The sequence below is a fragment of the Bradyrhizobium sp. LeoA1Lang genome, assembly GCF_055413685.1.
The window spans coordinates 1-25,557 of record NZ_JBVAPG010000033.1 but is presented as its reverse complement, the minus strand read 5'-3'; the positions used below and the strand labels follow the sequence as shown (position 1 = coordinate 25,557).

Here is a 25,557-nt window from a genome sequence, read left to right as displayed (position 1 = left end):
TTGCCTAACGGCAACGTCTTGGAATGAAAATGGAATTGTACAGCCGTCAGTCGGTTGCCGACGTAACAAAATTGGCTACAAGCTGTGCAGCAAGGTTGGGAATCTGCCGGTCCGTTGGGGAACGGGCCGGCCGTGGAATGATAAGGGCGCGGTGCGCATGATTGTTGGAATGCGAGTGCGGGGGGGCTTGCTTGCCGCCCTGATCATGTTCGCTGTGCCGGTGGCCGCCTCGCTGGCGGCTATGCTTGTGTCTGAGCCTGCCGTCGCGCAGACGGTGGATGCGATCACGGTGGAGGGGAACCGCCGTGTCGAGGTCGAGACCATCCGCTCCTATTTCAAGCCGGGTCCGGGCGGGCGCCTGAGCCAGGCTGACATCGACGATGGCCTGAAGGCGCTGATCGAGACCGGCCTGTTCCAGGACGTCCGAATCACCCCCACCGGCGGCCGGATCGTCGTGACCGTGGTCGAAAACCCCGTGATCGGCCGAATCGCCTTCGAGGGCAACAAGAAGGTCAAGGACGACCAGCTTTCGGCTGAAATCCAGTCGAAGCCGCGCGGTACCTTCTCGCGTCCGATGGTGCAGTCCGATGCCCAGCGTATCGTCGAAATCTACCGCCGTTCGGGCCGCTATGACGTGCGCGTCAACCCGGAGATCATCGAGCAGCCGAACAACCGCGTCGACCTGATCTTCACCATCACCGAAGGCCAGAAGACCGGTGTCCGGTCGATCGAGTTCATCGGCAACAATTACTATTCCTCTTATCGTCTGCGCGACGTCATCAAGACCCGCGAATCAAACCTGCTGAGCTTCCTCGGCGGCGCAGACACCTACGATCCCGATCGGGTCGAGGCCGACCGCGACCTGATTCGCCGCTTCTACCTCAAGCACGGCTTCGCCGACGTGCAGGTGGTGGCCGCGCTGACCGAATACGATCCCGAAAAGAAGGGCTTCCTCGTCACCTTCAAGATCGAGGAGGGACAGCAGTATCGGGTGGCGTCCGTCAGCTACCAGTCTTCGATCGCGACGCTGGATCCGAACTCGCTGAGCTCGTTCTCGCGTGTTTCCGTCGGCTCGCTCTACAACGCCGAGGCGCTGGAGAAATCGGTCGAGGAAATGCAGATCGAAGCCTCGCGGCGCGGCTACGCCTTCGCCATCGTGCGGCCGCGCGGTGATCGCAATTTCGAGAATCACACGGTCTCGATCGTGTTCGCCGTGGACGAGGGCCCGCGAACCTATATCGAGCGTATCAATATTCGCGGCAATACCCGCACCCGCGACTACGTGATCCGCCGCGAATTCGATATCTCCGAGGGTGACGCCTACAACCGCGCCCTGGTCGACCGCGCCGAGCGGCGGCTGAAGAACCTCGACTTCTTCAAGAGCGTGAAGATCACCACCGAGCCGGGCTCCTCCAGCGACCGCGTGATTCTGGTGGTCGATCTCGAGGAAAAGTCGACCGGCGACTTCTCGGTCTCCGGCGGCTATTCGACCACGGACGGTGCGCTCGCCGAAGTCAGTATCTCGGAACGCAACTTCCTGGGACGAGGCCTGTTTGCGAAGGCGTCCGTGACCTATGGACAATATGCGCGCGGCTACTCGCTGTCGTTCGTCGAGCCGTACCTGCTCGACTATCGCGTGGCGCTCGGCCTCGACATGTACCAGCGCCAGCAACTCGCAAACAGCTATATTTCGTACGGTACCGAAACGCTCGGCTTCAGCCCGCGGCTAGGCTTCAGCCTGCGTGAAGACCTCGCGTTGCAGCTCCGCTACTCGATCTATCAGCAGAAGATCAGCCTGCCGTTCCAGTTGGCGAATTGTAACAACAATCCCAACAACGGCCTGCTTGCCTTCAACCCGTCGCCGGCCTTCGCGCAACTGAACGGAATTCCTGCAGGAGGCACTGCGACGGCCGGGGGCCAGAGCGCCACTGACAGCTCCGGACTCGGCCTGTGGTGCTACAGCGACGGCGAAGCCTCGCTGCCGGTCCGCAAGGAGTTGCAGGGCGGCAAGACGCTCACGTCGGCGCTCGGCTACTCGCTCAACTACAACACGCTCGACAACAACAAGAACCCGACCGACGGCCTGCTGGTCGACTTCAAGCAGGACTTCGCCGGCGTCGGTGGCGACGTCAGCTACATCAAGTCCGCGATCGACGTGAAGTACTACACTCCGCTGGTCGCCGATATCGTCGGCCTGATCCATGCCCAGGGCGGTATTCTCAACCAGGTCGGCAACGATCAGATCCGGATGCTCGACCACTTCCAGATGGGTCCGAACCTGGTCCGCGGTTTTGCTCCGAACGGCATTGGTCCGCGCGACATCAACCCGTTCGGTACGATGGACGCGCTCGGCGGCACCAAGTACTGGGGCGTGTCGGCGGAACTGCAGATGCCGTTCTGGTTCCTGCCGAAGGAAGTTGGGCTCAAGGGTTCGATCTATGCCGACGCCGGTGGTCTATATGACTACAAGGGACCGACGTCGTGGGCGCAGACCGGCGAAGTCAACGTGCCGGGCTGCATTCCGCCAACCGTCGGCAACGGGGTGGTCCCGTCCAATCCCGGAACCTGCCTCGGACTGCAGTATGATAATGGTAACGTCGTCCGCACCTCGGTCGGTGTCGGCCTGATCTGGGCCTCGCCGTTCGGTCCGCTGCGCTTCGACTATGCTGTCCCGCTTACCAAGGGTCAGTTCGATCGCGTGCAGCAATTCAAGTTTGGCGGCGGAACATCGTTCTAACCGCGATCGTCGGCCGCACTGCGACGGATGGAATGGCGCAGCCGATCTTCTTCAAGAGTCCCCCTTCGTCGACGCTGGCTGACATCGCCGCGTTGACGAAGGCGCATTTGGTCGACCCCTCCAGGGGTGGCCACGTGATCAGAGGGCTTGCCTCGCTCGACGAGGCCGGCCCGATGCATCTGGCGTTTTTCGACAATCTCAAATATGTCGACCAGCTCACCTCGACCAAGGCTGGTGCCTGTCTGGTCAGCCCGCGCTTCGAGGCCGACGTGCCTGCCCATGTGGCGGTGTTGCGGGCCGCAAAGCCGTTCCACGCCTTCGTGCATCTGGCCCGGCAATGGCACAGCGACGCGCTCAGGCCCGGCTCGTGGTTCGGTGTCGAGGGCATCGCGCCGTCGGCGATCATCGACCCCACGGCGCATCTGGAGGACGGCGTGATCGTCGACCCGCTGGCAGTGATCGGGGCCAGGGTCGAGATCGGTTCCGGTACCGTCGTCGGCGCAGGCGCGGTGATCGCGGCCGACGTCAAGATCGGGCGCGACTGCAATGTTGGCGCCAAGACGACGATTCAGAACGCCCTGATCGGCAACAACGTGCTGATCCATCCCGGCTGTAATATCGGCCAGGACGGCTACGGCTTCATCTTCTTCGGGCCCGACGGCCACCTCAAGGTGCCGCAGACCGGGCGGGTCCTGATCCAGAACAATGTCGAGATCGGCGCCGCTTCCACCATCGACCGCGGCAGTCTGCGCGACACAGTGATCGGCGAGGGCACCAAAATCGACAACCAGGTCCAGATCGGCCACAATGTGACCATCGGCAGGCACTGCCTGCTCGCGGCCCAGATCGGCCTCGCGGGCAGCCTGACCATCGGCGACAATGTCGCGCTGGGCGCCAAGGTGGGCATCAACAACCATCTGAAGATCGGCGATGGCGCCCAGGTCACGGCGATGAGCGCCGTGAAGGACGACATTCCAGCCAACGGCCGCTGGGGCGGTCACTTTGCCAAACCGACCAAACAGTGGTTTAGGGAGATCCTTGCGGTGGAGCGCCTGGTGCGTGACGGTGCGCCGGTTTCGAAAGGCGAGGAAAGGGAGTGATGGAGGAGTCACCGGTCAGGTTCGAGCTTGTGGACATCAACGACATCCTCAAGACGCTGCCGCACCGCTATCCGATGCTGTTGATCGACCGGGTCATCAACATCCGCGCCGACTATAGCGGCATCGGCGTCAAGAACGTCACGTTCAACGAGCCATCATTCCTCGGGCATTTTCCCGAACGCCCCGTCTATCCCGGCGTGATGATGATCGAGGCCATGGCGCAGACCGCCGGCGTGATAGGCATCAAGTCGGTGGAGGGCACCGAGAGGCCGCGCGCGGTCTACTTCCTCACCATCGACAAGTGCAAATTCCGTAAGCCCGTGATGCCCGGCGACACCATCGAGTACCACATGCGCTCGATCGGCCGCCGCAAGACCATGTGGTGGTTTCACGGCGACGCCAAGGTCAACGGTCAGATCGTCGCCGAAGCCGATGTCGGCGCGATGCTGACGGATTGATCGGCTCGGCGCGACTTCAATCTTCGTCCCGTGTACCGCGCGCTGCAATATGCGGTCATGATACGTCACTGGACATGCCGGGCAATGTCGCGCTAACCACCCGAAAATTCGATTGTTTAGCGCGCTTGCGCATCAACCAGTAGCGGGCCTGTCGTAATGAGCATGATCGATCCCACCGCGCGGATTGCGGATGGCGCCGTGATCGGCGAGGGTACCTCGATCGGTCCCTATTGCATCATCGGCCCCAATGTCGCGATCGGCGCGAACTGCAAGCTCGTTGCGCATGTGACCGTCTCCGGCCATACGTCGATCGGCGCGGAGTGCGTGATCTCGCCGTTTGCGGTGCTGGGCGGGCCGCCGCAGGATCTGAGCTACCGCGGAGAGCCTACGCGGCTTGAGATCGGCACGGGCTGCACCATCCGCGAAGGCGTGACGATGAACATCGGCACGGTGAAAGGCGGCGGGCTGACGCGCGTCGGCGACCGCGGCTATTTCATGAACAACAGCCATGTCGGTCATGACTGCATGGTCGGCAATGACGTGATCTTCGCCACATCAGCCACGCTTGGCGGTCACTGCGAGATCGGGGATTTCGTCTATATCGGCGGGCTCTCGGCCGTGCACCAGTTCACCCGGATCGGGCGGCAGGTGATGGTCGGCGGCGTCTGCGGCGTGCGCGACGACATCATCCCGTTCGGCCTCGCCAACGGCCAATATGCCGTGCTCGAAGGTCTCAACATCATCGGCATGAAGCGCCGCAAGTTCACGAGGGAGCGGCTGGTGACCGTCCGCGCCTTCTACCAGAAGCTGTTCCATGGCGAAGGTGTCTTCGCCGAGCGATTGGCCGCGGTGCAGCCGCTGGCGGCCGAGGATCCGGCGATCGCCGAAATCCTCGCCTTCATCGGCAAGGGCAAGCGGCCGCTCTGTCTTCCGGCTGTCGACGGCAAGCACTGATGCGAGGGGCGCCCGAGCCATGACGTCAGCGGCTCCAGCGATTTCCTCTCCGGTTGGCGTCATCGCAGGTGGCGGCGCCATGCCGTTTGCGGTCGCGGAGTCGCTTGCCAAACGCGGCATGGCGCCGGTGCTGTTCGCGCTGCGCGGCGCGTGCGATCCGGTCCGTGTCGAGGGCTTCCGCCACCGCTGGATTTCGGTCGGCCAGCTCGGGCGGGCGACAAGGCTGTTTCGCGAGGAGGGTTGCCGCGACCTGATTTTCATCGGCACCTTGATGCGGCCAGCGCTGTCCGAAATCCGGCTGGATCTGAAGACGCTCCGTGTTCTCGCAAACGTCATCCGCGCGTTTCGAGGCGGTGACGATCATCTGCTATCCGGCGTCGGCCGCATTCTCGAGCAGGATGGATTTCGCATGGTCGGGATCAAGGATGTCGCCCCGGACCTCTTGATGCCCGAAGGCTGCATCACGCGCACGACACCGGCCGGCAACGCCAGCGCCGACATTGCGCGGGGGCGCGAGGTGCTTGCCGCGCTCGGCCCGTTCGACATCGGCCAGGCCGCGGTCGTGATCGACGGGCATGTGGTCGCGGTTGAGGACATCGAGGGAACTGACGGGCTTCTGGCGCGCGTGGCGCGGCTGCGTGCCGACGGCCGCATCCGTGCCCAGAGCGGCCGCGGCGTGCTGGTGAAGGCACCCAAGAGCGGCCAGGACCTGCGCTACGATCTGCCGACGGTCGGGCCGCGCACGGTCGAGGGCGCCGCGAAAGCCGGACTTGCCGGTATTGCCGTCATTGCCGGCAACACGCTTGCCGCCGAACCGCAGGCCATAATCGAGGCTGCGGACGCAAGACGGCTGTTCGTCATCGGTGTGCCAAGCTGATGCACGGCCGCGCCCCAGACATCACGCGCAAGATCTTCCTGATCGCGACGGAGGAATCCGGCGATCGCCTCGGGGCTGCGCTGATGAAGGTGCTGCGCCAGCGGCTCGGCGATGCCGTGCAATTTACCGGCGTCGGCGGCCGCATGATGGCGGGCGAGGGCCTCACGTCGCTGTTTCCGATCGAAGAACTCTCGATCGTCGGCCTTGCCGCGGTGGTGCAGCAGTTGCCGAAGATCCTGCGATTGATCCGGCACGCCACGGATGCCGCGATCGATGCGGCACCGGACGTGCTCGTCATCATCGACAGCCCCGATTTCACCCATCGCGTCGCTCGCCGCGTTCGCGCGCGCAATCCCGGCATTCCGATCGTCGACTATGTGTCGCCATCAGTCTGGGCCTGGCGGCCGGGCAGGGCGCGCGCGATGCTCGGCTATGTCGACCATGTGCTGGCGCTGTTGCCGTTCGAGCCGGAAGAATATCGCAAGCTGCGCGGGCCGCCCTGCAGCTATGTCGGCCATCCCCTGACCGAGCAGTTTGCCTCGCTGCGGCCGAATGCCGAGGAAGCGAAGCGGCGCGATGCGCAGCCGCCGGTCCTGCTGGTGCTGCCCGGGAGCCGGCGCAGCGAGATCGGGCATCACCTCGCGCTGTTCGGCGAAACGCTGGCGCAATTGCGCGCAAGCGGCGTTGCGTTCGAGCCGGTGCTGCCGACCATGCCGCATCTGGAAGCTGTGATCCGCGAGGGCGTGCAGGGCTGGCAGGTCAAGCCGCAAATCGTGGTCGGCGAGAGCGAGAAGCGCGCAGCGTTCAGGATCGCACATGCCGCGTTCGCCAAATCCGGCACCGTGACGCTGGAGCTTGCGCTGTCAGGCGTTCCCATGGTGACGGCCTATCGCGTCGGCGCCATTGAGGCCTTCATCCTGCGCCGTGCGATCCGCGTGCCATCGGTGATCCTGGCCAATCTCGTGATCGGCAAGGAAGTCATCCCCGAGTTCCTGCAGGAGAACGCAACGCCCGAGAAGCTGTCGCAGGCGCTTGGCGAGGTGCTCGCGGATTCTGCGCTGCGCCGGAGCCAGGTCGAGGCCTTCGCCACGATGGACGCGATCATGTCGACCGGCAACCAGCCGCCGAGCGTTCGCGCCGCCGACATCGTGCTGGCGACGATGCGGAACGGCCGGCGGACGAGCTAGCTAGCCGTCGTTCACGGCCCTCTTTCAGCGCGCCGGCGCGCATCGGGCCCGGATTCATTCATCCATTGAGCCCCCGACTGGCCGATCGGATCTCTATCGGCCCTTCGAGCGTATCCGTTCGGCGAGGACCGCGAGGTACGTGAGCGTGCAGAGTTCCGGCGTTCAAGGTGGATGGAGCAATCCGTCGGATCTTAGCGTGTCAATCGCTTCGACGAGGGTGAGGCCGCGATGGAGGCAGAACCATTCTCCGGTGTGACGGTGCCACTGGATGTCGAAGCGATTGCGGCTGATCCAGTCGAGGCGGGCGAACGGCGCGTCGAACTCTTCGCCGGGATTCTCCGGGAAGCCGGAGCGGTAGCGTTGAATGAAGCGATATTTGGTGCCGTGCCACTTTCCCAGGATATCGACGGGATAGTTGAATTGCGTCGGCCGGATAGTGGACAGGAAGCGACGCTTCAGGAAGTCGTCGATCAGTTGCTGGCAGGCAGCCGTCACCGCCGATTTATCTGCCGCGGACAGACCGCTCGCTCTCATGTGTCCTCCTGGCTCACGCCGCTTCGACATGGCTCGGCGTTAGCTTTCGCCAGTTCCAGGGCAGAAGCTCAGCCTGCCTCCGGATAGCATGATCGTTGATGCGCGCCAGCACGTCGGCGAGCCAAGCCTGTGAATCGAGATCGTCGAGCTTGGCGCTGGCAATAAGGGTGTACCTCGAGCCGCGCTTCGCCTCCAAGGAGGCCACTTGCAGCTTGTTGCAGTTGCGACTTAGTTGCATGAGGCTTGCCTAGCGGAACCGCCTGTGTCAATCTTGCGAGTAATTCGCAACTGGGGTGGGCGGCTGTGCGGGTGAGGCGGCAGATCGACGATTTCGGAGAGGTCTACAGGTAGATTTGCGAATGCATCGCAATTGCATCTTGGAGCGTTCCGTCGCCGACCCCAGACCTCAATGGTGGTGGGCTTGGTGGCTGCGTTTCTTGTTTCCGCTCCCGCCCTCGCTGACGACGCCGCCTCGCTGAACGGCATTCCCCCGTCGTCCATCGCGACCAGCCTTTCGGCCGACGGCGATCCCACTGGCTTCCGAAGATGGCTCGCGGAACGCGGGATCACTTTTGGGCTGATCTATACCGGCGAAGCGTTGCGCAACCTGTCAGGAGGCGTTCGGCGCGGAGGGCTCTATGAGGGCAAGCTCGAGGGTTTCGTCGCGGCCGACCTGGAGAAGCTCGCGGGTTGGCCGGGGCTGGGTTTCTTCGCCAATGCCTTCCAGATCCATCATACGGCGGGGCTGCGCGACCAGCATTTCGAGAGCCTGATCACGATCAGCAACATCGAAGCCGTGCCGTCGACACGGCTGTCCGAACTATGGTTGGAGCAGAAGCTGTTCGATGACCGCTTCAGCATCCGCTTCGGCCAGCTTGCGGCGGACACCGAGTTCTTCGTCAGCGACTACAGCAAGACGCTCATCAGCAGCGATTGGCCGACAATCGCCGGTGGCAATTTGCCAAGTGGCGGTCCCGCTTATCCTCTCGCGACGCCGGGCATCCGGCTGAAGTTCGATCCCAGCCCAAGCTGGACAGCCCTGGTCGGATTGTTCAACGGCGACCCGGGCGGGCAAGCGACCATCAATCGCACCGGCACCAATTTCCGCGTGAACGATCCGCCCTTGCTGATGGGAGAACTGCAGTACCGCTACAATCAGGACAAGGATTCGCGCGGGCTGGCCGGCACGTTGCGATTCGGCGGATGGCACCATTTCGGGATGTTCGCAGACATGAGGTTCGACGATGCCGGCCTTTCGCAGGCAAGCCCGTTCGCCAGCGGGAACGCGCGTCTGTTTCGCGGGTCGAGCGGCATTTACGGCATCATCGATCAGCAGACTATCGACCCGAGGGCGGCGACGCCACAAGCGGCATCGCCGTATTCGGCCGGATCTCGGGCACTCCATCGGATCGCAACCTGATCGACTTCTTCCTCGACGCCGGAATCGTGTTCTCAGGACTGCTGCCCGGCAGGCCTGAGGACAAGTTCGGAGCTTCATTCATCTGCGCGCACATATCCGATCGGGCGCGCGCGCTCGATCGTGACATGATCGACCTGACCGGAATCCATCAGCCGCTCAGGGATTTCGAGCTCACGATCGAGCTCTCCTACCAAGCCCAGATCAAGCCAGGCTGGACGCTTCAGCCGGTCTTTGAATACGTCGTCCATCCCGGTGGACACGTTCCGGACCCGATCTTGCCGAGTTCGCCGGTGAAGAGCGGGGCGCTGATCGGCGTACGCAGCACGATCGCGTATTAGCTAGCCGTCGTCGGCGGAGATCGCAGCCCGCGGCAAACGAAAACGGCGCCACCAGAAATGATGGCGCCGTCTCGAACTTCGCGAACCTTGAAGCTTACTTCCGCTTGTCGATCGGGACGTATTCGCGGCTGGCGACGCCAGTGTAGAGCTGGCGCGGGCGGCCGATCTTCTGTTGCGGATCCTCGATCATCTCGCTCCACTGGCTGATCCAGCCGACCGTGCGGGCGACCGCGAACAGCACGGTGAACATCGAGACCGGGAAGCCCATCGCCTTCAGCGTGATGCCCGAATAGAAGTCGACGTTCGGATAGAGCTTGCGTTCGATGAAGTACTGGTCGCTGAGCGCGATCTTCTCCAGCTCCATCGCCACCTTCAGCATCGGATCGTCGCCGTGGCCGATCTCCTTCAGCACGGCATGACACATCTTCTGCATGATCTTGGCGCGCGGATCGTAGTTCTTGTAGACGCGGTGGCCAAAGCCCATCAGGCGGACTTCGCTGTTCTTGTCCTTCACCTTGGCGATGAAGTCAGGAATGTTCTCCACCTTGCCGATGCTGTAGAGCATGTTCAGCGCGGCTTCGTTGGCGCCGCCATGCGCTGGGCCCCACAGGCAGGCGATGCCGGCCGCGATGCAGGCGAACGGGTTGGCGCCGGAGGAGCCGGCGATGCGCACCGTGGAGGTCGACGCATTCTGCTCGTGGTCGGCATGCAGGATGAAGATCTTCTCCAGCGCGTCCGCCAGCACCGGGTTGATCTTGTATTCCTCGCAAGGCACGCCGAAGCACATATTGAGGAAGTTCTCGGCGAACTTCAACGAGTTCTTCGGATACATGAAGGGCTGGCCGATGGTGTATTTGTAGGCCATCGCCGCCAGCGTCGGGATCTTCGCGATCATGCGCATGGAAGCGATCATGCGCTGCTGCGGATCATTGATGTCAGTGGAGTCGTGGTAGAACGCGGCGAGCGCGCCGACGGCTGCGACCATGATCGCCATCGGATGAGCGTCGCGGCGGAAGCCCTGGAAGAAGCGCGCCATCTGCTCGTGCACCATCGTATGATGGGTGACGCGGTAGTCGAAATCCTTCTTCTGCGCCGGAGTCGGAAGCTCCCCGTAGAGCAGGAGATAGCAGGTCTCCAGGAAGTCGCCGTGTTCGGCGAGTTGCTCGATCGGATAGCCGCGGTATTCGAGGATACCGGCGTCGCCGTCGATATAGGTGATCTTGGACTGGCAGCTTCCCGTCGAGGTGAAGCCCGGGTCGTAGGTGAACACGCCGGCCTGGCTGTACAGCTTGCCGATGTCGATGACATCAGGGCCGACGGTGCCACTCAGGATCGGGAAATCGTAGGTCTTGTTGCCGATCGTGAGGGTAGCTGTTTTGCTGCTGGATTGTGCGTCCATCGTGTTGTCCCCGATGAATTTGTTGCGAAAATCGAACCTGCCCGAGTTGCTATTTTACGGCGGATGTCGGGACAAGCCGGATTGTCTAGAAGGCCTCGCCAGATGCGTAGCTTATTGCCCTGTGCGCTGCAAGGTGGACCCTTGGAGGGGCATGGCAGGGCTTACACAGCCGACTGATCGCGCAGGCGGGCAAGACTTTCCTCCCGCCCCAATACCGCCAGGACATCGAAAATACCCGGTGAGGTGGTGCGTCCCGTCAATGCCACCCGGAGCGGCTGGGCGACGGCGCCGAGCTTGAGATTGTTCTGCTCCGCGAAATTCCGCATGGCGGCTTCCGTGGTCTCCAGCCGCCAGTCAGTGACCGTCTCCAGTGCCGCGCGAAGCTTCCCGATCAGCGCGCGCGTTTCTGGCGTCAGCAGCGCGGCGGCTTTTGGTTCGATCTCGATCGGCCGGTCGGCGAAAATGAAAGACGCGCCCGCGATCAATTCGATCAGCGTCTTGGCGCGCTCCTTCAGACTCGGCATCGCCCGCAGCAATTGCGCGCGCGTCGTGTCGTTGAGCTTGGCTTTGATGGCGGCGCCGTCGGGAACGTAGTCCAGCACGCTCTCGAACTGAGTCACGAGAGATTGATCGTCGCTGTGCCGGATATAGTGGCCGTTGAGATTCTCCAGCTTGGCGAAGTCGAACCGCGCCGCCGAACGGCCGATCGCCGGCAGGTCGAACGCCTCGATCATCTCCTGCGTGGAGAATATCTCCTGGTCGCCGTGGCTCCAGCCGAGCCGGACCAGGTAGTTGCGCAGCGCCGCCGGCAGGTAGCCCATCGCCCGGTAGGCATCGACGCCGAGCGCGCCGTGGCGCTTGGAGAGCTTTGAGCCGTCGGGGCCATGGATCAGCGGGATATGGGACATGCTCGGGATGTTCCACTCCAGCGCATCGTAGATCTGCTTCTGGCGCGCGGCGTTGATCAGGTGATCGTCGCCGCGGATCACATGGGTGACGCCCATGTCGTGATCGTCGACCACCACCGCGAGCATGTAGGTCGGCGTGCCGTCACCGCGGAGCAGGACGAGGTCGTCGAGGTTCTCGTTCTGCCAGACCACGCGGCCCTGGACCTGATCCTCGATCACGGTCTCGCCGGTCAGGGGCGCCTTGAGCCGGATCGTGGGTTTCATGCCGGGCGGCGCGCTGGCCGGATCACGGTCGCGCCACATTCCGTCGTAGAGGCGGGTACGGCCCTCGGCGCGCGCTTTCTCGCGCATGGTGGCAAGTTCCTCTGAAGTCGCGTAGCAGCGATAGGCCCGCCCGGCGGCGAGCAACTGCTCGGCGACCTCGCGGTGGCGGGCGGCGCGGCTGAACTGGTAGATGACCTCGCCGTCCCAATTGAGCTCGAGCCAGGTCAGGCCGTCCAGGATGGCGTCAATCGCCTCCTTGGTGGAGCGCTCGCGGTCGGTGTCCTCGATCCGGAGCAACATCTTGCCGCCGTGCTTCCTGGCATAGAGCCAGTTGAACAGCGCGGTGCGGGCCCCCCCGATATGGAGGAAGCCGGTCGGCGAGGGGGCGAAGCGTGTGACGACGGAATCAGACATGACCGGATGCGGGCTCGGGCTTGAACGGCGCTGGTGTATAGCAGGAACAACGCATAACTAAAGCCTTGGCCTTACTAAAGGCCTGGGCTGTGTGAAAGCAGCCTCGAAAGCAGGCTTGGCGGGCCGGGGCGAATTTGGCAGAAGGGCGGCTGATCCCTTTTTTGAGCATGATCTTTCGGGAAGGCGGCTTCCGGTTTTCCGGACCATGCATAGGAACCCTCGATGACGACAGAACCAGTGGCGGCAGAAGCGGTGGCGACGGAGACCGGACGCGATTTCATTCGCGATATCGTCCAGGCCGACCTCGCTGCAAAGAAGCACGGCCACGTCGTGACGCGCTTCCCGCCGGAGCCGAACGGCTACCTGCATATCGGCCACGCCAAGTCGATCGCACTCAACTTCGGCATCGCGCAGGAGTTTCCCGGCCACTGCAACCTGCGCTTCGACGACACCAATCCGACCAAGGAAGAGCAGGAATATATCGACGCGATCCAGGCCGACGTGCGCTGGCTCGGCTACGACTGGGGCGACAATCTCTATTTTGCCTCCGACTATTTCGAGCGCCTCTACGAATGGGCCGAAAGCCTCATCAAGCAGGGTGACGCCTATGTCGACGACCAGAGCCAGGAGGAGATCCGCCTCTCGCGCGGCACGCTGACCGAGCCCGGCAAGAACTCGCCCTATCGCGACCGCCCGGTGGAGGAGAACCTCGACCTGTTCCGCCGCATGAAGGCCGGCGAGTTCCCGAACGGCGCGCGGGTGCTGCGGGCCAAGATCGACATGGCCTCGGGGAACATCAACATGCGCGACCCGGTGCTGTACCGGATCCTGCACGCGCACCATCCGCGCACCGGCGACAAATGGTCGATCTATCCGAGCTACGACTATGCCCACGGCCAGTCGGACGCCATCGAGGGCATCACGCATTCGCTCTGCACCCTTGAGTTCGAGGATCATCGGCCGCTCTATGAGTGGCTGCTCGACAAGCTGCCGGTGCCGTCCAAGCCCAGGCAGTACGAATTTGCGCGCCTGAACCTGACCTACACGCTGCTCTCCAAGCGCGTGCTGACCCAACTCGTGCGCGAGGGTCATGTCGCCGCCTGGGATGATCCGCGCATGCCCACCATTGCAGGCTTGAAGCGGCGCGGCGTGCCGCCGGCGGCGATCCGCGAGTTCATCAAGCGGATCGGCGTGGCCAAGTCCAACAGCGTCGTCGACGTCGGCATGCTGGAGTTCTGCATCCGCGAGGAGCTGAACCGCGCCGCGCTCCGGCGCATGGCGGTGCTGCGGCCGCTCAGGGTCGTGATCGAGAACTATCCGGAAGGGCAGGTCGAGGAGATCGAGGCGATCAACCACCCCGACGATCCCGCAGCCGGCACCCGCAAGGTCGCCTTCGGCCGCGAGCTCTATATCGAGCGCGACGACTTCATGGAGAACCCGCCGAAGAAATTCTTCCGCCTCTCGCCGGGCACTGAAGTGCGGCTGCGCTACGCCTATTTCATCAAGTGCACCGGCGTCATCAAGAACGACGCCGGCGAGATCGTCGAGCTGCGCTGCACCTATGATCCCGCGACCAAGGGCGGCAACGCGCCCGACGGCCGCAAGGTGAAGGCGACCATGCATTGGCTACCTGCGGCGCAATCGAAACCGGCCGAGATCCGCATCTACAACCAGCTCTTCGCGACGCCCAGTCCGGACGCCGGCAATTTCGCCGCCGATCTCAATCCGCAGTCCCTGGAAGTGCTGACGGACGCGCGCATCGAGCCGGCGATCGCCGAGAGCAATTCGAACGAGGTGATGCAGTTCGAGCGCCAGGGCTATTTCGTTCGCGACCCCGACTCGACGGCGGACAAGCCGGTGTTCAACCGCACCATCGGCCTGCGCGACACCTTCGCCAAGGAAGTCGGCGGCAAGAGCTAGAGGTGGGCGAGATGCACGGCGAAGCCGACGACATCGTTTCCACCATCATGGCAAAATGGTCCACCGGCTTCAGCAGGCTGGATGCCGCAGCACTCGCTTCGCTCTATTCGGAGGGCGCGTTCTTCTTCGGCTCCAATCCGACACTCTATCGTGGCAGGGAAGGGGTTTCGGCCTACTTCAACGGCCTGCCGCGATGGCGCTCTCCGACCGTTCAGTTTTCCGACGTGCGCGCGGCGCAGGTCACCCCGAACGTGATCAACATGGCCGGCACGGCGTCATTCTTCCTGGGCGACGGCGAACCGCCGCTCTCGGTGAAGATTACCTGGGTGATCGTCCGCGAAGACGGCGACTGGAAAATCGTCAGCCATCACGTCTCGTCGAAAGCGCCGCTGATTGACCGCTAGGCCGCTCATTCCGTCAGCGGTGGTCGTCGCTAGATGTCGTAATAGAGGTGGAACTCGTAAGGATGAGGGCGTAGCCGGATCGGATCGATCTCTTTCTTCCGCTTGTAGTCGAGCCAGGTTTCGATCACGTCGGCGGTGAAGACGTCGCCACGGAGCAGGAAGGCGTGATCGCGCTCGAGCGCATCGAGTGCCTGATCCAGCGACCCGGGTGTGGACTTCACATCCTTGGCCTCGGCGGGCGGCAGGTCATAGAGGTTCTTGTCGATCGGGCTGCCCGGGTCGATCCGGTTGTTGATGCCGTCAAGGCCGGCCATCAGCATCGCGGAGAAGGCCAAATAGGGATTGCAGGAAGGATCCGGCGAGCGGAACTCGACGCGCTTGGCCTTCGGGTTCGGCGAATACATCGGAATGCGGCAGCAGGCCGAGCGGTTGCGCTGGGAGTAGACCAGATTGATCGGAGCCTCATAGCCCGGCACCAGGCGCCGATAGGAGTTCGTGGTCGGGGCGCACAGCCCGCACAGCGCCCAGGCGTGGGTCAGGAGACCGCCGATATAATAGCGGGCAAGCTGGCTCAACTCGGCATAGTCGCCCCTGTCGTAGAACAGATTGGTCTCGCCCTTCCACAGCGACTGGTGAACGTGCATCCCTGAAGCATTGTCCTCGAACAGCGGTTTGGGCATGAACGTCGCGGTCATGCCATGCTGCTTTGCGGTGTTCTTCACCACGTATTTGTAGATCATCAGATTGTCCGCCATGCGCGTGAGCGTGGTGAAGCGCATGTCGATCTCGTTCTGGCCGCCGGTCGCGACTTCATGGTGATGGGCTTCGATCTGGATGCCGAGTTCTTCCATTGTCAGCACCATGTCGGTGCGGAGATCCTGCATGCTGTCGGTTGGGGGAACGGGAAAGTATCCCTCTTTCGGGCGCGGCTTGTGGCCCAGATTCGGCACTTCTTCCTTGCCTGTGTTCCAACTGCCTTCCCCAGAATCGATTTCGTGGAAGGCGTAATTGATGCCCTGTCCGTAGCGGACGTCGTCGAACACGAAGAACTCCGCCTCCGGACCGAAGTAGCTCGTCTCGGCGCGCCCGGTGCCCTTTAGATGGGTCTCAGCCTTCTGCGCGATGTAGCGGGCATCCCGGCTATAGGATTGACCGGTCACGGGATCGCGGATGTTGCAGATCAGGACCAGGGTCGATGCCAGCGAATACGGGTCGAGGAAGGCCGTGGTCGGGTCCGCGACGACCAGCATGTCGCTTTCCTGGATCTCCTGAAAGCCGCGGATCGATGAGCCGTCGAATCCGATGCCCTCGCTGAGAGCATCGATACTTGCCGCGCTCGGCGGGACGGAAAAATGCTGCCACACCCCCGGCAGGTCAGTGAAGCGCAGGTCGATCATCTGCACCTTCTCATCCGCGATCGCCTTTACGAGATCTTCGGCTGTCGTACATTTGGGAAACATGGCTTCGCTCCTGTCATGGAGAGCCGGTCATTAGAGATCACGTTGTCGCTCCGCCGCGACCAAGAACGGTTTGCGACGAATTCTGCTCCACCTTCTCGGTCGCCGCACCGGCACCCTCAGCTTTGGTGCGGCCCGCGCATCAGCTTCATGGCGTCTTCGATATGCCGCCAGGTCTTGGCGAGTTCGACGTCGCCCTTTGCTTCGAGCTCGATGGCGTTCTGGGCAGCCTCCCCAATGGCCTTGGCGCCATGTGCTTCCAAGAGCTGCCGCGCATAATCGTGGATTTCGATTTCTCGCATGGCGTCATGCTCCTCTCCTTCCGGGGCGCAACCGTGAAATTCCAGTCGGGCCGAGAGCCGTAGACGTTGACACCTGGTTAAGCGCAGCAGTGTGCATCCTGCTGCGGCGCACTTGCAAGAGTGCTTTCCGCGTGATGGGCGGCCGGGAAGCGGCTCCGGAACACGGGCAGCGGCAACACAACGCAGGTCGGGCGGATGTCTTTCCAGTGCCGCTTCACCATATCCATGGGAGAGGGGAGGTAAGCGTCATGCGCATTCAACACTGGCAGGACGTTGCCAGCTTGTTGGTGGGTGTATGGCTGGTCGTGTCGCCCTTTGCCCTGGGCTTCGGCGGGGCGGCCGTCTGGATAACCATCGCGCTTGGGTTGGCTGTCATCCTGTTTGCCATCGAGGCATTTGTCATTCCATCCTATCTGGAGGAATGGGGCGAGATGCTCCTCGGACTGGCTCTGTTGCTGGCACCTTGGACGGTCGGCTACGAGCACGTCTCGGCGACGGTAAGCAGCATGCTATCGGGCATATTGGTGATCTTGTTCGCTGGCTGGGAGCTGGTGACCGATCGTGATTTCACCACCTGGTGGCACGATCGCTGGCATCACCGCGCCGGCTGAGAACGGAGTCGAACGGGCCTTGCACCGACCGCCGTCTGGTGGCGGCCGGGGGGCGGGAATTGTGCGGAGCGCAGGGCTTCACGGCCCCGCACCAAGGCTATTCGATCACGACGCTGTCTTAGGCTCTATCGGTTGCCAGATGCTGATCTTGCGTGTCTCGGGCATCAGGAAAACGGCGAGCACGAAGCAGACCGCGGGAACTACGATCGGATAGATCAGCGCGTAGCCGACGCTGCCGGTGGCGGCGAAAGCCGCCGAGGTAATGAACGGCACCAGGCCGCCGCCCCAGCCGTTGCCGATGTGATACGGCACCGATACCGATGTGTAGCGGATCCTGCTGGGGAAGAATTCGGCCAGGAACGCGCCGACCGGCCCGTACACCATCCCGACGTAACAGACGAGGATGAAGATGATGAAGACTGCGATCGGATAGTTGATGTTTCCGGGCTGCGTGACCGTTCCGAGCCACAGATACAGCGGATAGTAGGTGATCGCGGCAAGCAGCATGCCTCCCAGGATCACCGGCTTGCGGCCGATCAGGTCCGACAGCCAGCCAAAGAAGATCAGGCTCGGCGTCGCAAGTAGCAGCGCGGCCCCGACGATGTAGGCCGAGGTCAGAGCGTCCACCTTGGAGACCTGCTGCAGGAAGTACAGCGCCCAGAACTGTCCGCTGTACCAGACTACGCCCTGTCCGATCAGGACGATGATGGCGATTCCGATGTATTTGATGTTCGAGCTAAGGAACGCTTCCTTCCAGGGGTTCCTGGTCATCTGCCCACGGGCCTTGATCTCCTGGAAGATCGGCGTCTCCTGGAGCTGGAGGCGGATGTAGATGGCGATGGCCACCAGCAGGAATGAGAGCAGGAACGGAACGCGCCATCCCCATTCGTTGAAGGCCTGATCGCCGAAATAGATCCGGGTCAGAATGATCACGGCCAGCGACACCACGATCCCGAGCGTCGGCGAGGTCTGGAGCCAGCCGGTGTAGTAGCCGCGTCTATCGTCGGGCACATGCTCGGCAACATAGGTGATGGCGCCGCCATATTCGCCACCCAGGCACAGGCCCTGGATCATGCGTAGCCCGAACAGCACGAACGCGGCGGTGAGACCGATCGACTGATAGGTCGGGATCAGGCCGATCGCGCCCGTTCCCAGTCCCATTCCGGTGAGCGTGATGAGAAACGTATATTTGCGGCCGACCCGGTCGCCCATCCATCCAAAGAGGAATGCTCCGAGCGGACGGATCAGGAACCCTGCAGTGAACAGGGCGATCGTGCTCAGCAGGGCTGCGACGGGGTGGGATTGTTCGAAGAACTTGACCGACAGAACGGCGGCCAGGCTGCCAAAGATATAGAAGTCATACCATTCGATGATGTTTCCGACCGACGCGGCAACAATCACGCGGCGAAAATCGCTCGGTACCTGAATTGCCATGTGCTGCTCCCATTAGTTCAATGACTTCTCCTCGCGTTTTTCAGCGCTCTATTCGCTCGCGGAGTACGCGTGATGCGCGACGCTACAAGCTTGATTTGCAAGTTGCGTCCGCAACGCCGGTCTCAGGGAAGCCTTGAACCACCTGAGAAGGGCTCCAGCGGTCTTCGAACCGCGAGCCACCACTGCCTCATCCCGTCTGTCCGGGCGGAGGCGCAGCCACAGTCTAATCCTCAATGGGACTGCGGCCTTATGAGACTTTCGGCGCAGTCGGGGTTGAAGCCGGCTGAAGACACCAGCGCCGGGATCGGAAGCGTACCGGCACGACGTTCGCATCTGTTCCGCTATCCCGTGGATACCCGCTTCCGGTAGCTTTGCGGAAACAGGGGTAGTCCAGGGCGCAGGATGTCGGACGAGGGCAGGACGCCGGGCGGCAGGCGCGGCTATGCCGGCACCTGGCCGCCGCGCGAGGCGGTGGCGCCGGCGGGTGGGTATGCCCCGATCGGCGTCGGCGCCTGGCCGCCAATCGTCGAGACGTTGCGCCAGTGGGCCCGCGCCGAAGCGGGCGCCGGACGGCTTCTGCCCTGGGTGCCGGTCGCGTTCGGCAGCGGCATCGCGCTCTACTTCGCCGCCGACCATGAGCCGGTGCTGTCGGTCGCGGTCATCGTCGCGATCGCGCTGTGCGCTGTCGCGTTCCTGCTCAGGCGACGGCAGGCGTTCGCTGTCGCCGTCATGATTGCCGCCGTTGCGGCGGGTTTTGCCGTTGCCACCTGGCGAACCGCGCGGGTCGCGCATGGCGTGCTGGCGCGGCCGATGTTCTCGGTGTCACTCACCGGATTTGTCGAGACGCGTGACATCCGCGAGCGCACCGACCGTTTCGTGCTGCGCGTCGCAAGCATCGAAAGCCAGCGCGGCACGCCGAAACTTGAGCGCGTTCGGCTGTCGGTGAAGAAGGGCACTGCCCCCGAAGTCGGCAGCTTCGTCGAATTGAAGGCGCGGCTGCAGCCGCCGCTCGCTCCTCTGCGGCCCGGGAGCTACGATTTTGGCCGCGATCTCTATTTCCAGGGCATCGGCGCGTCCGGTTTCGTACTCGGCGCCATCAAGACGACCGCGCCGCCGGAAGGCCGCGGATTTACGCTGCGCTATGCGGCCTTCATGCAGGGCATGCGCGATGCGATCGATGCGCGGATCCGCAACGTGCTCGAAGGCGACAATCGCGCGATCGCGACCGCACTCCTGACCGGCCGGCGCGATGCGATCTCCGAGCCGGTGAATGATGCGATGTTCATCTCGGGGCTCGGGCACGTGCTGTCGATCTCGGGCTACCACATGGCCGTGGTCGCGGGCGTGGTCTTCTTCGCGGTTCGCGCGCTGCTTGCGCTGTTTCCGGTGCTCACCGTGGGCTTTCCGATCAAGAAATGGTCTGCCGCGGCGGCGCTCGTGGCGGCCGCCTTCTATCTTCTGCTGTCGGGTGCGGAGGTCGCGACGCAGCGCTCGTTCCTCATGACCGCAGTGGTGCTGATCGCCGTCATGGTCGACCGCCGCGCGGTGACGTTCCGGACGCTCGCGGTCGCGGCCATGATCGTGCTCGCGATCGCGCCGGAGGCGCTGGTGCATCCAAGCTTCCAGATGTCGTTTGCGGCGACGCTCGGGTTGGTGGCGCTGGTGCAGATCGGCATGCCGCATCTGTTTGCCGCGCCAGACCATTCCACGACCGCGCGGATCGCGCTGTGGGGCGGGCGTGAGGTCGCGATGCTGCTGCTGGCGTCGTTGGTGGCGGGGCTGGCGACCACGCCCTATGCCGCTTTTCATTTCCACCGGGTGGCGCCCTTTGGCGTGCTCGCCAACCTCGCGGCGATGCCGGTGGTGTCGGCGTTGGTGATGCCGGCCGGCCTGCTTGGCCTGCTGGCGATGCCGTTCGGTTTCGACGGTGTGTTCTGGGCGATCATGGGCACTGGAATCGATTGGATGATCGTGGTCGCGCAGGGAGTCGCCGCGCTGCCGGGCGCGGTCGGCCACGTCAGTGCGTTCGGGATCGGCCCGCTGATCGCCGCGAGCCTGGGCGTCATCCTGCTCGGGCTGTTGCGCACGCCGCTGCGCTTCGTCGGCGCGGCCGTGCTTCTCATTGCGGTGGTCTGGGCGGTGGGGGCGCCGCAACCGGACATCCTGATTTCCGGCGACGGCCGCAATGTCGCCGTCCGCGGCGGTGACGGGCGGCTGCACCTGATGCGGACTGCGAAGGATGCGTTTCTCGCCAAGGAGTGGCTGGCCGCGGATGCCGATGCCCGCACCGCGGGCGATTCGTCGCTGACCGAGGGCGTGTCCTGCGATGAGAGCGGCTGCGTGACCTCTGCGGCCGGTGGCGCGTTCATCGCGCTCACCCAGCGATCCGAGGCGCTCGCGGACGATTGCGAGCGGGCGGTGCTGATCGTGACCGCACGGCCGGTGCCGCCAGGCTGCGCGGCGGCGGTCATCGATGCCGAGCGGCTGCGGCGGCAGGGCGGGCTGGCGCTAAGGCGGAACCGGAACGGCTTCGTCATCGACGCGGTCAGGCCCGCCGGCCTCGACCGGCCGTGGTCGCCTGCGATGTCAGGCGAAGGCGAGGTCGAGACCACGATCCGGATCCAGGGGGCACCCGTGCCGCGCGCCATCGATGCGACCCCGTCCGAATCCGACCTGCAGTCGGAAGACTGAGCGCCCCGTTCAATCTCCGCCGGCGTTGGCCGCTAGCTCGAAGGCGCCGAGCCGAAACTCATCCGGGCCGCCCGAATGCGACGGCATTTGCACAAGCGTGAAGGTCGCATCCGGAAATCGCTCCCAGATCGCGAGATCTTCCGCTGCGACGGTGAGCCAGCCGAACCTGAACATGTATCGGCCGGGCTCAGCCACTCGTCCGGCTCTTTGCCACGTGATCTTGGTGACCACCGATCACGCCCCCTTGGCGAATAAAGCGTCCGTTCAACACAAAATCACATGCGCCCCCGGATGACCTCCGGGGCCGCTCAAAACACTTTGCTTTTCACTCGCGGCAACGCTCCGCCGGCCGAGACCGGCGGCGCACGCTGCCGGAAGCTGTCAGCCGATGAACAGCGGGTTCGGCGCGGGGCGCTGCTCGACCGCCTTCGGTGCCGGCTCTGCAACATGATGCGTCACTGGCAATTGCAGCACGGTCGCCCGCTGCCCTTCGCAGAGCTGGGTCACCAGCACATGGCTGCCATCGGGGAATTCGATCGCGTCGTGATGACGATCCCGAATATGCGGATCGATCTGGTTGAACTTGCCGACACGGAAGCCGGTCGTCTTGGTCCAGATCCAGCGATTGTCGTAACGGACGTTATCGGCGAACGCGAGTTCGGTCCCGGGAAGCATGCAGACTGCGACCGTCGGATCGCTTTCCGAAGCGAAGCCGCGGGTCGAGGTGCCGCGGAAGGTGGTGGTGATAAGCGTCTCTCCAACCTGGGCGGGACGCGTCGCCACGGCGTGCAGGCTATAGTCACACATCGGATTGCTCCTCATTCGAGATAGCCGACCCGGGCCTGGGAGAGGCGCAGGCCTCTATCAGAGTGGACGATAACTAATAAGCCTCTGCTCCGTTCTTGGCATTTGTACGGCCCGCGCCCTCTCACCGTTCACAAACACGATAGCGAGGCGCCGCCGCACATCTCCTTGCACCGAGAGTGCCCCGGCGAACTTACCGGGGGCCTTATTCTAATCATTCTAAGCAGCTCTTGTCAGTGTCCTTGAGGGCAGAGCACCCACCAAAGTACCGGACGAGCTGCTGCGTCGCCGGCCGCTCAGTACTTGCGATAAAGCCCGATCAGCTTGCCCTGGATCCGCACCCGGTTCGGCGGCAGGATGCGGACTTCGTAAGCCGCATTGGCAGGCTCAAGCGCGATTGACGCGCCGCGGCGACGGAAGCGCTTCAGCGTCGCTTCCTCCTCATCGATCAGCGCCACCACTATGTCGCCGGTGTTGGCGGTGTCGTTGCGCTGGATCAGCGCCATGTCGCCGTCGAGGATGCCGGCCTCCACCATGGAATCGCCGCGCACCTCGAGCGCATAATGCTCGCCGGAGCCGAGCATGTCGGGCGGCACGCTGATGGTGTGGCTGCGGGTCTGCAGCGCCTCGATCGGCGTACCCGCCGCGATCCGGCCCATCACGGGAACAGCAACGGGACGGTTGCCATCGTCCTCGGCCACGGCCGCGCTGGTCGTGCGCTTGCCGAGCGTGCCCTCAATGACGCTCGGCGTGAAGCCGCGGCGGCCGTTGCCGGCGGCCGAGAGCTCAGGCAGTTTGATCACCTCGATCGCGCGGGCGCGGTTCGGCAGGCGGCGGATGAAGCCCCGTTCCTCTAGCGCCGTGATCAGGCGGTGGATGCCGGACTTCGAGCGCAGGTCGAGTGCGTCCTTCATCTCGTCGAAGGAAGGAGGCACGCCGGCCTCTTTCAGCCGTTCGTTGATGAAACGCAGAAGTTCATACTGTTTGCGCGTAAGCATCGCGAGCATTCCCCCGGTTGGTAGCGTCGTTCGATCCGAGACTTGTGAAGAGCTGATCTCGGGAGTCACGCACTCCCATTCGTAGACAGCGAGTTTCGAAACAAATCATGAACGGACACTATATGTTCGATATGTGTTCCGCAACCACTTAATTTCTGGTGAACGCGATCAGAGATGCTGCTCCAGTAGGTGCTGGTCGCGGCGTCATTCAGGCAATCGGAGAATGTCGCAAGACGCGCCTTTTGCGGCAGCCGGCGCGAATGGCGGACGGATCACAAGTGCCTGCGCCGCAGTGAGATTCCCAAGCAGCGAACTGTCCTGCTTGGTGACTGGCGTTGCGATCAGCGTGCCGTCGTCGCGCTCTTCGAGAAGCGCGCGGAGATAATCTTCGCGCTGATCATTGGGAGCGAGATCGCGGCCGAGCAGGGCGCTTTCCATGACGTGATGAATCGCCGAGCGGCCGAGGAGGGCACGAATCAACGGCACCAGGAACAGGTAGGCGCAGACATAGGACGACACCGGATTGCCGGGCAGGCCGATCACCCGCATCGCACCGAGTCGGCCATGCATCATCGGCTTGCCGGGCCGCATCGCTATCTTCCAGAACGCCATGGTGACGCCCTCGGCCTCGAGCGACGGCTTTACGAGGTCGTGGTCGCCGACCGAGGCGCCGCCGGTGGTGATGAGGATGTCGGCGCCCGCGGCATGCGCGCGGCGGATGCCCTCGGTGGTGGCGGCAACCGTGTCGGCGGCGACCCCCAGATCGATCGCTTCAGCGCCTTCCGCGCGCGCCAGCGCCCGCAGCGCATAGCCGTTGGAATAGACGATCTGGCCCGGGCCCGGAGAGGTGCCCGGCATCACCAGTTCGTCGCCGGTCGCGAGCACGGCCACCTTCGGCCGGCGCCGCACGGGAAGTTCCGGATAGTTCATCGACGCCGCCGCCAGCGACAGCGCGCGGTCGGTCAGCCGGCTTCCGCGCCTGAGCAGCACGTCGCCTTCACGGAAATCGACGCCGGCGGGACGGATATGCCGCCCGGCGATGGCAGCTTCGGTGATGGTGATGTGATCGCCATCGACCCGGGTGTCTTCCTGGATCACGACGGCATCGGCGCCGGCGGGAATGACGCCGCCGGTGAAGATCCGTGCCGCTTCCCGCGGACCAAGTTCCCGATCGAACGGCCGGCCCGCGGCGACTTCGCCGATCACCTTCAGCCGCGCGCTGAGATCGGCGGCATCGGCGGATCGCACCGCATAGCCATCCATCGCCGACATCGCCAGTGGCGGCTGAGTACGCTTTGCTGCGACGTCACGGGCGAGCGTGCGGTGATAGGCGGCATCGAGCGCGACCATCTCTTCCGGCAATGGTTCCGCGCCGGCGAGGACCGCGGCTAGCGCATCGGCGACCGGCATCAGGGCCACGGGCAACTCCTAAATTCCGAGCGCGAGAAGCGCGTTCGTCACATCATCTGACGATGTGACGTGAATGGCTGTGAGACCCGCCGCCCGTGCGCCGCGGATGTTCTCGGTGGAATCGTCGAAGAACACGATGCGCGAGGCCGGCGCGCCGATCGCCTTGACGACGTAATCATAGGCTTCCGCGTCGGGTTTCCGTAGCCCGATCGTCGACGAGAAGAAGATCTGGCGGAAGTGGCCGAGCACGTCCGAATAGGCTGTCGAGAAATGCTCGATATGGGGCGGATTGGTGTTCGAGAAAGCATAAAGCGGCAGGCGCGTCTTGGCGCGCGCCAGGTGCGCGGCGATTCCCGGCATCTCGCCGGCGAAGATCGCGTTCCAGCCTTCCAGGAACTGGGCGTCGGAGATGCCGATGCCGAGCGACTGCCGCAGGCTTGCGAAGAAGGCGGCGTCATCGATCTTGCCGACCTCGTGATGTCTGTAACTCTCGTCCATCACAAAGCGGGTGGCGAGCTCGCCGGGCTCGCAGCCGGCATGGCCGGCCCAGGTGGTCATCACCTTGCCGAAATCGATATCGAGCACGACGCGGCCGAGGTCGAACAACAGGACATCGGCGGCGCCGGGGGAGAGGGGCGGTTGAGTCATGGCGAGGGCTGTGTACGAAAATCCCAAGGAGGCGGCAATGTCTTCGATTGTAACAACCGGGAACGGTGACACACATACCGCTGTCGTCCCGTCGAAAGACGGGACCCATAACCACAGGCGATTGTTGTGGCGTGAGCAAGCGGTGGTAGCGGAGCGCACTACAAAGGCCTGTGGTTGATGGGGTGGACGGCCCCCTACGGCATCAGTTGTGCCAGAATGAGGTTGTCGAAATCTCAAACGAGGGAGCCGTCCGTGACGCAGATTATCCGCATTGGAATGGATACGTCG

Annotated in this window: 23 protein-coding genes and 1 pseudogene; 12 read left to right on the top strand and 12 right to left on the bottom strand. The window is 63.6% G+C overall.

The window, feature by feature from the left end; translation table 11 throughout:
• Window positions 1–157: 157 nt before the first annotated feature.
• From bamA to lpxB, 6 genes are all read left to right on the top strand, one after another.
• The gene (gene bamA / locus ACZYOF_RS14055; protein WP_463716121.1) at window positions 158–2,737 is read left to right on the top strand and encodes an outer membrane protein assembly factor BamA; all 2,580 of its coding nucleotides are present in this window, start codon (window positions 158–160) and stop codon (window positions 2,735–2,737) included.
• A 32-nt stretch (window positions 2,738–2,769) separates the two neighbouring features.
• Complete coding sequence (gene lpxD / locus ACZYOF_RS14050) at window positions 2,770–3,837, top strand: UDP-3-O-(3-hydroxymyristoyl)glucosamine N-acyltransferase (protein ID WP_394566918.1); 1,068 nt, start codon at window positions 2,770–2,772, stop codon at window positions 3,835–3,837.
• Complete coding sequence (gene fabZ, locus ACZYOF_RS14045) at window positions 3,837–4,295, top strand: 3-hydroxyacyl-ACP dehydratase FabZ (RefSeq protein WP_130577954.1); 459 nt, start codon at window positions 3,837–3,839, stop codon at window positions 4,293–4,295. The genes lpxD and fabZ overlap by 1 nt, the downstream gene beginning before the upstream one ends.
• 156 nt (window positions 4,296–4,451) lie before the next feature.
• A complete protein-coding gene (lpxA, locus tag ACZYOF_RS14040) occupies window positions 4,452–5,249 on the top strand; it encodes an acyl-ACP--UDP-N-acetylglucosamine O-acyltransferase (RefSeq protein WP_282528882.1) in 798 nt (265 codons plus the stop codon).
• Window positions 5,250–5,268: 19 nt separating this feature from the next.
• Window positions 5,269–6,126 carry an LpxI family protein gene (locus tag ACZYOF_RS14035; protein ID WP_130577952.1) on the top strand — a complete coding sequence of 286 codons (858 nt, stop codon included), beginning with the start codon at window positions 5,269–5,271 and terminating at the stop codon, window positions 6,124–6,126.
• Window positions 6,126–7,313: a lipid-A-disaccharide synthase gene (gene lpxB / locus ACZYOF_RS14030; RefSeq protein ID WP_165421041.1), complete on the top strand. Its 1,188-nt coding sequence runs from the start codon at window positions 6,126–6,128 to the stop codon at window positions 7,311–7,313. Before ACZYOF_RS14035 ends, lpxB begins: the two co-directional genes overlap by 1 nt.
• A gap of 162 nt (window positions 7,314–7,475) precedes the next feature.
• On the opposite strand, the gene ACZYOF_RS14025 is transcribed toward lpxB, so the two are convergent.
• Both ACZYOF_RS14025 and ACZYOF_RS14020 read right to left on the bottom strand, forming a co-directional pair.
• Window positions 7,476–7,847, bottom strand: a complete 372-nt coding sequence (locus ACZYOF_RS14025) for a DUF3024 domain-containing protein (protein ID WP_245475797.1) — start codon at window positions 7,845–7,847, stop codon at window positions 7,476–7,478.
• Between the two features lie 13 nt (window positions 7,848–7,860).
• Window positions 7,861–8,019: pseudogene (locus ACZYOF_RS14020) on the bottom strand (transposase domain-containing protein); the annotation flags it as partial.
• Between the two features lie 252 nt (window positions 8,020–8,271).
• Here ACZYOF_RS14020 and ACZYOF_RS14015 point away from each other — a divergent pair.
• Window positions 8,272–9,267 carry a carbohydrate porin gene (locus ACZYOF_RS14015; RefSeq protein ID WP_463716120.1) on the top strand — a complete coding sequence of 332 codons (996 nt, stop codon included), beginning with the start codon at window positions 8,272–8,274 and terminating at the stop codon, window positions 9,265–9,267.
• The gene (locus ACZYOF_RS14010; RefSeq protein WP_463716140.1) at window positions 9,219–9,605 is read left to right on the top strand and encodes a carbohydrate porin; all 387 of its coding nucleotides are present in this window, start codon (window positions 9,219–9,221) and stop codon (window positions 9,603–9,605) included. Before ACZYOF_RS14015 ends, ACZYOF_RS14010 begins: the two co-directional genes overlap by 49 nt.
• A gap of 94 nt (window positions 9,606–9,699) precedes the next feature.
• On the opposite strand, the gene gltA is transcribed toward ACZYOF_RS14010, so the two are convergent.
• Both gltA and gltX read right to left on the bottom strand, forming a co-directional pair.
• A complete protein-coding gene (gltA, locus tag ACZYOF_RS14005; RefSeq protein ID WP_130577947.1) occupies window positions 9,700–11,004 on the bottom strand; it encodes a citrate synthase in 1,305 nt (434 codons plus the stop codon).
• 161 nt (window positions 11,005–11,165) lie between these two features.
• Window positions 11,166–12,590, bottom strand: a complete 1,425-nt coding sequence (gene gltX, locus ACZYOF_RS14000; protein ID WP_463716119.1) for a glutamate--tRNA ligase — start codon at window positions 12,588–12,590, stop codon at window positions 11,166–11,168.
• Window positions 12,591–12,812: 222 nt separating this feature from the next.
• Here gltX and ACZYOF_RS13995 point away from each other — a divergent pair, with 222 nt between their 5' ends.
• Entirely contained in the window at window positions 12,813–14,510 is a 1,698-nt protein-coding gene (locus ACZYOF_RS13995; RefSeq protein WP_463716118.1) for a glutamine--tRNA ligase/YqeY domain fusion protein, read from the top strand.
• Between the two features lie 11 nt (window positions 14,511–14,521).
• Entirely contained in the window at window positions 14,522–14,914 is a 393-nt protein-coding gene (locus ACZYOF_RS13990; RefSeq protein WP_130577975.1) for a YybH family protein, read from the top strand.
• A gap of 29 nt (window positions 14,915–14,943) precedes the next feature.
• On the opposite strand, the gene glnA is transcribed toward ACZYOF_RS13990, so the two are convergent.
• Window positions 14,944–16,374: a type I glutamate--ammonia ligase gene (glnA, locus tag ACZYOF_RS13985; protein WP_282528888.1), complete on the bottom strand. Its 1,431-nt coding sequence runs from the start codon at window positions 16,372–16,374 to the stop codon at window positions 14,944–14,946.
• A gap of 116 nt (window positions 16,375–16,490) precedes the next feature.
• Window positions 16,491–16,673 carry a hypothetical protein gene (locus tag ACZYOF_RS13980; RefSeq protein WP_463716117.1) on the bottom strand — a complete coding sequence of 61 codons (183 nt, stop codon included), beginning with the start codon at window positions 16,671–16,673 and terminating at the stop codon, window positions 16,491–16,493.
• A gap of 248 nt (window positions 16,674–16,921) precedes the next feature.
• On the opposite strand from ACZYOF_RS13980, the gene ACZYOF_RS13975 reads away from it, so the two are divergent.
• Window positions 16,922–17,284 carry an SPW repeat domain-containing protein gene (locus ACZYOF_RS13975; RefSeq protein ID WP_165421042.1) on the top strand — a complete coding sequence of 121 codons (363 nt, stop codon included), beginning with the start codon at window positions 16,922–16,924 and terminating at the stop codon, window positions 17,282–17,284.
• A gap of 105 nt (window positions 17,285–17,389) precedes the next feature.
• Here the strand turns inward: ACZYOF_RS13975 and ACZYOF_RS13970 are convergent, their stop codons facing one another.
• Complete coding sequence (locus tag ACZYOF_RS13970; RefSeq protein ID WP_130577942.1) at window positions 17,390–18,718, bottom strand: MFS transporter; 1,329 nt, start codon at window positions 18,716–18,718, stop codon at window positions 17,390–17,392.
• Between the two features lie 402 nt (window positions 18,719–19,120).
• Here ACZYOF_RS13970 and ACZYOF_RS13965 point away from each other — a divergent pair, with 402 nt between their 5' ends.
• Window positions 19,121–21,409 (top strand): ComEC/Rec2 family competence protein, encoded by a 2,289-nt coding sequence (locus ACZYOF_RS13965; protein WP_463716116.1) that lies wholly within the window; start codon window positions 19,121–19,123, stop codon window positions 21,407–21,409.
• Window positions 21,410–21,418: 9 nt separating this feature from the next.
• Here ACZYOF_RS13965 and ACZYOF_RS13960 read toward each other — a convergent pair whose 3' ends face one another.
• From ACZYOF_RS13960 to ACZYOF_RS13940, 5 genes are all read right to left on the bottom strand, one after another.
• Window positions 21,419–21,604, bottom strand: a complete 186-nt coding sequence (locus ACZYOF_RS13960; RefSeq protein WP_463716115.1) for a hypothetical protein — start codon at window positions 21,602–21,604, stop codon at window positions 21,419–21,421.
• A gap of 186 nt (window positions 21,605–21,790) precedes the next feature.
• Entirely contained in the window at window positions 21,791–22,216 is a 426-nt protein-coding gene (locus ACZYOF_RS13955; RefSeq protein ID WP_130583616.1) for a hypothetical protein, read from the bottom strand.
• Window positions 22,217–22,509: 293 nt separating this feature from the next.
• A complete protein-coding gene (gene lexA / locus ACZYOF_RS13950; RefSeq protein WP_028162734.1) occupies window positions 22,510–23,211 on the bottom strand; it encodes a transcriptional repressor LexA in 702 nt (233 codons plus the stop codon).
• Window positions 23,212–23,415: 204 nt separating this feature from the next.
• Window positions 23,416–24,630, bottom strand: coding sequence for a molybdopterin molybdotransferase MoeA (locus ACZYOF_RS13945; RefSeq protein WP_463716114.1), 1,215 nt, complete (start codon window positions 24,628–24,630; stop codon window positions 23,416–23,418).
• 9 nt (window positions 24,631–24,639) lie between these two features.
• Window positions 24,640–25,269: an HAD-IA family hydrolase gene (locus tag ACZYOF_RS13940; RefSeq protein WP_463716113.1), complete on the bottom strand. Its 630-nt coding sequence runs from the start codon at window positions 25,267–25,269 to the stop codon at window positions 24,640–24,642.
• Window positions 25,270–25,557: the final 288 nt, after the last annotated feature.

What these genes read in the sequence shown, in the direction of transcription:
- bamA (WP_463716121.1), top strand. Translation starts at nt 158, where the DNA reads ATGATTGTTGGAATGCGAGTGCGGGGGGGCTTGCTTGCCGCCCTGATC.
- lpxD (WP_394566918.1), top strand. Translation starts at nt 2,770, where the DNA reads ATGGCGCAGCCGATCTTCTTCAAGAGTCCCCCTTCGTCGACGCTGGCT.
- fabZ (WP_130577954.1), top strand. Translation starts at nt 3,837, where the DNA reads ATGGAGGAGTCACCGGTCAGGTTCGAGCTTGTGGACATCAACGACATC.
- lpxA (WP_282528882.1), top strand. Translation starts at nt 4,452, where the DNA reads ATGAGCATGATCGATCCCACCGCGCGGATTGCGGATGGCGCCGTGATC.
- ACZYOF_RS14035 (WP_130577952.1), top strand. Translation starts at nt 5,269, where the DNA reads ATGACGTCAGCGGCTCCAGCGATTTCCTCTCCGGTTGGCGTCATCGCA.
- lpxB (WP_165421041.1), top strand. Translation starts at nt 6,126, where the DNA reads ATGCACGGCCGCGCCCCAGACATCACGCGCAAGATCTTCCTGATCGCG.
- ACZYOF_RS14025 (WP_245475797.1), bottom strand. Translation starts at nt 7,847, where the DNA reads ATGAGAGCGAGCGGTCTGTCCGCGGCAGATAAATCGGCGGTGACGGCT.
- gltA (WP_130577947.1), bottom strand. Translation starts at nt 11,004, where the DNA reads ATGGACGCACAATCCAGCAGCAAAACAGCTACCCTCACGATCGGCAAC.
- gltX (WP_463716119.1), bottom strand. Translation starts at nt 12,590, where the DNA reads ATGTCTGATTCCGTCGTCACACGCTTCGCCCCCTCGCCGACCGGCTTC.
- ACZYOF_RS13995 (WP_463716118.1), top strand. Translation starts at nt 12,813, where the DNA reads ATGACGACAGAACCAGTGGCGGCAGAAGCGGTGGCGACGGAGACCGGA.
- ACZYOF_RS13990 (WP_130577975.1), top strand. Translation starts at nt 14,522, where the DNA reads ATGCACGGCGAAGCCGACGACATCGTTTCCACCATCATGGCAAAATGG.
- glnA (WP_282528888.1), bottom strand. Translation starts at nt 16,374, where the DNA reads ATGTTTCCCAAATGTACGACAGCCGAAGATCTCGTAAAGGCGATCGCG.
- ACZYOF_RS13980 (WP_463716117.1), bottom strand. Translation starts at nt 16,673, where the DNA reads ATGCGAGAAATCGAAATCCACGATTATGCGCGGCAGCTCTTGGAAGCA.
- ACZYOF_RS13975 (WP_165421042.1), top strand. Translation starts at nt 16,922, where the DNA reads ATGCGCATTCAACACTGGCAGGACGTTGCCAGCTTGTTGGTGGGTGTA.
- ACZYOF_RS13970 (WP_130577942.1), bottom strand. Translation starts at nt 18,718, where the DNA reads ATGGCAATTCAGGTACCGAGCGATTTTCGCCGCGTGATTGTTGCCGCG.
- ACZYOF_RS13965 (WP_463716116.1), top strand. Translation starts at nt 19,121, where the DNA reads ATGTCGGACGAGGGCAGGACGCCGGGCGGCAGGCGCGGCTATGCCGGC.
- ACZYOF_RS13955 (WP_130583616.1), bottom strand. Translation starts at nt 22,216, where the DNA reads ATGTGTGACTATAGCCTGCACGCCGTGGCGACGCGTCCCGCCCAGGTT.
- lexA (WP_028162734.1), bottom strand. Translation starts at nt 23,211, where the DNA reads ATGCTTACGCGCAAACAGTATGAACTTCTGCGTTTCATCAACGAACGG.
- ACZYOF_RS13940 (WP_463716113.1), bottom strand. Translation starts at nt 25,269, where the DNA reads ATGACTCAACCGCCCCTCTCCCCCGGCGCCGCCGATGTCCTGTTGTTC.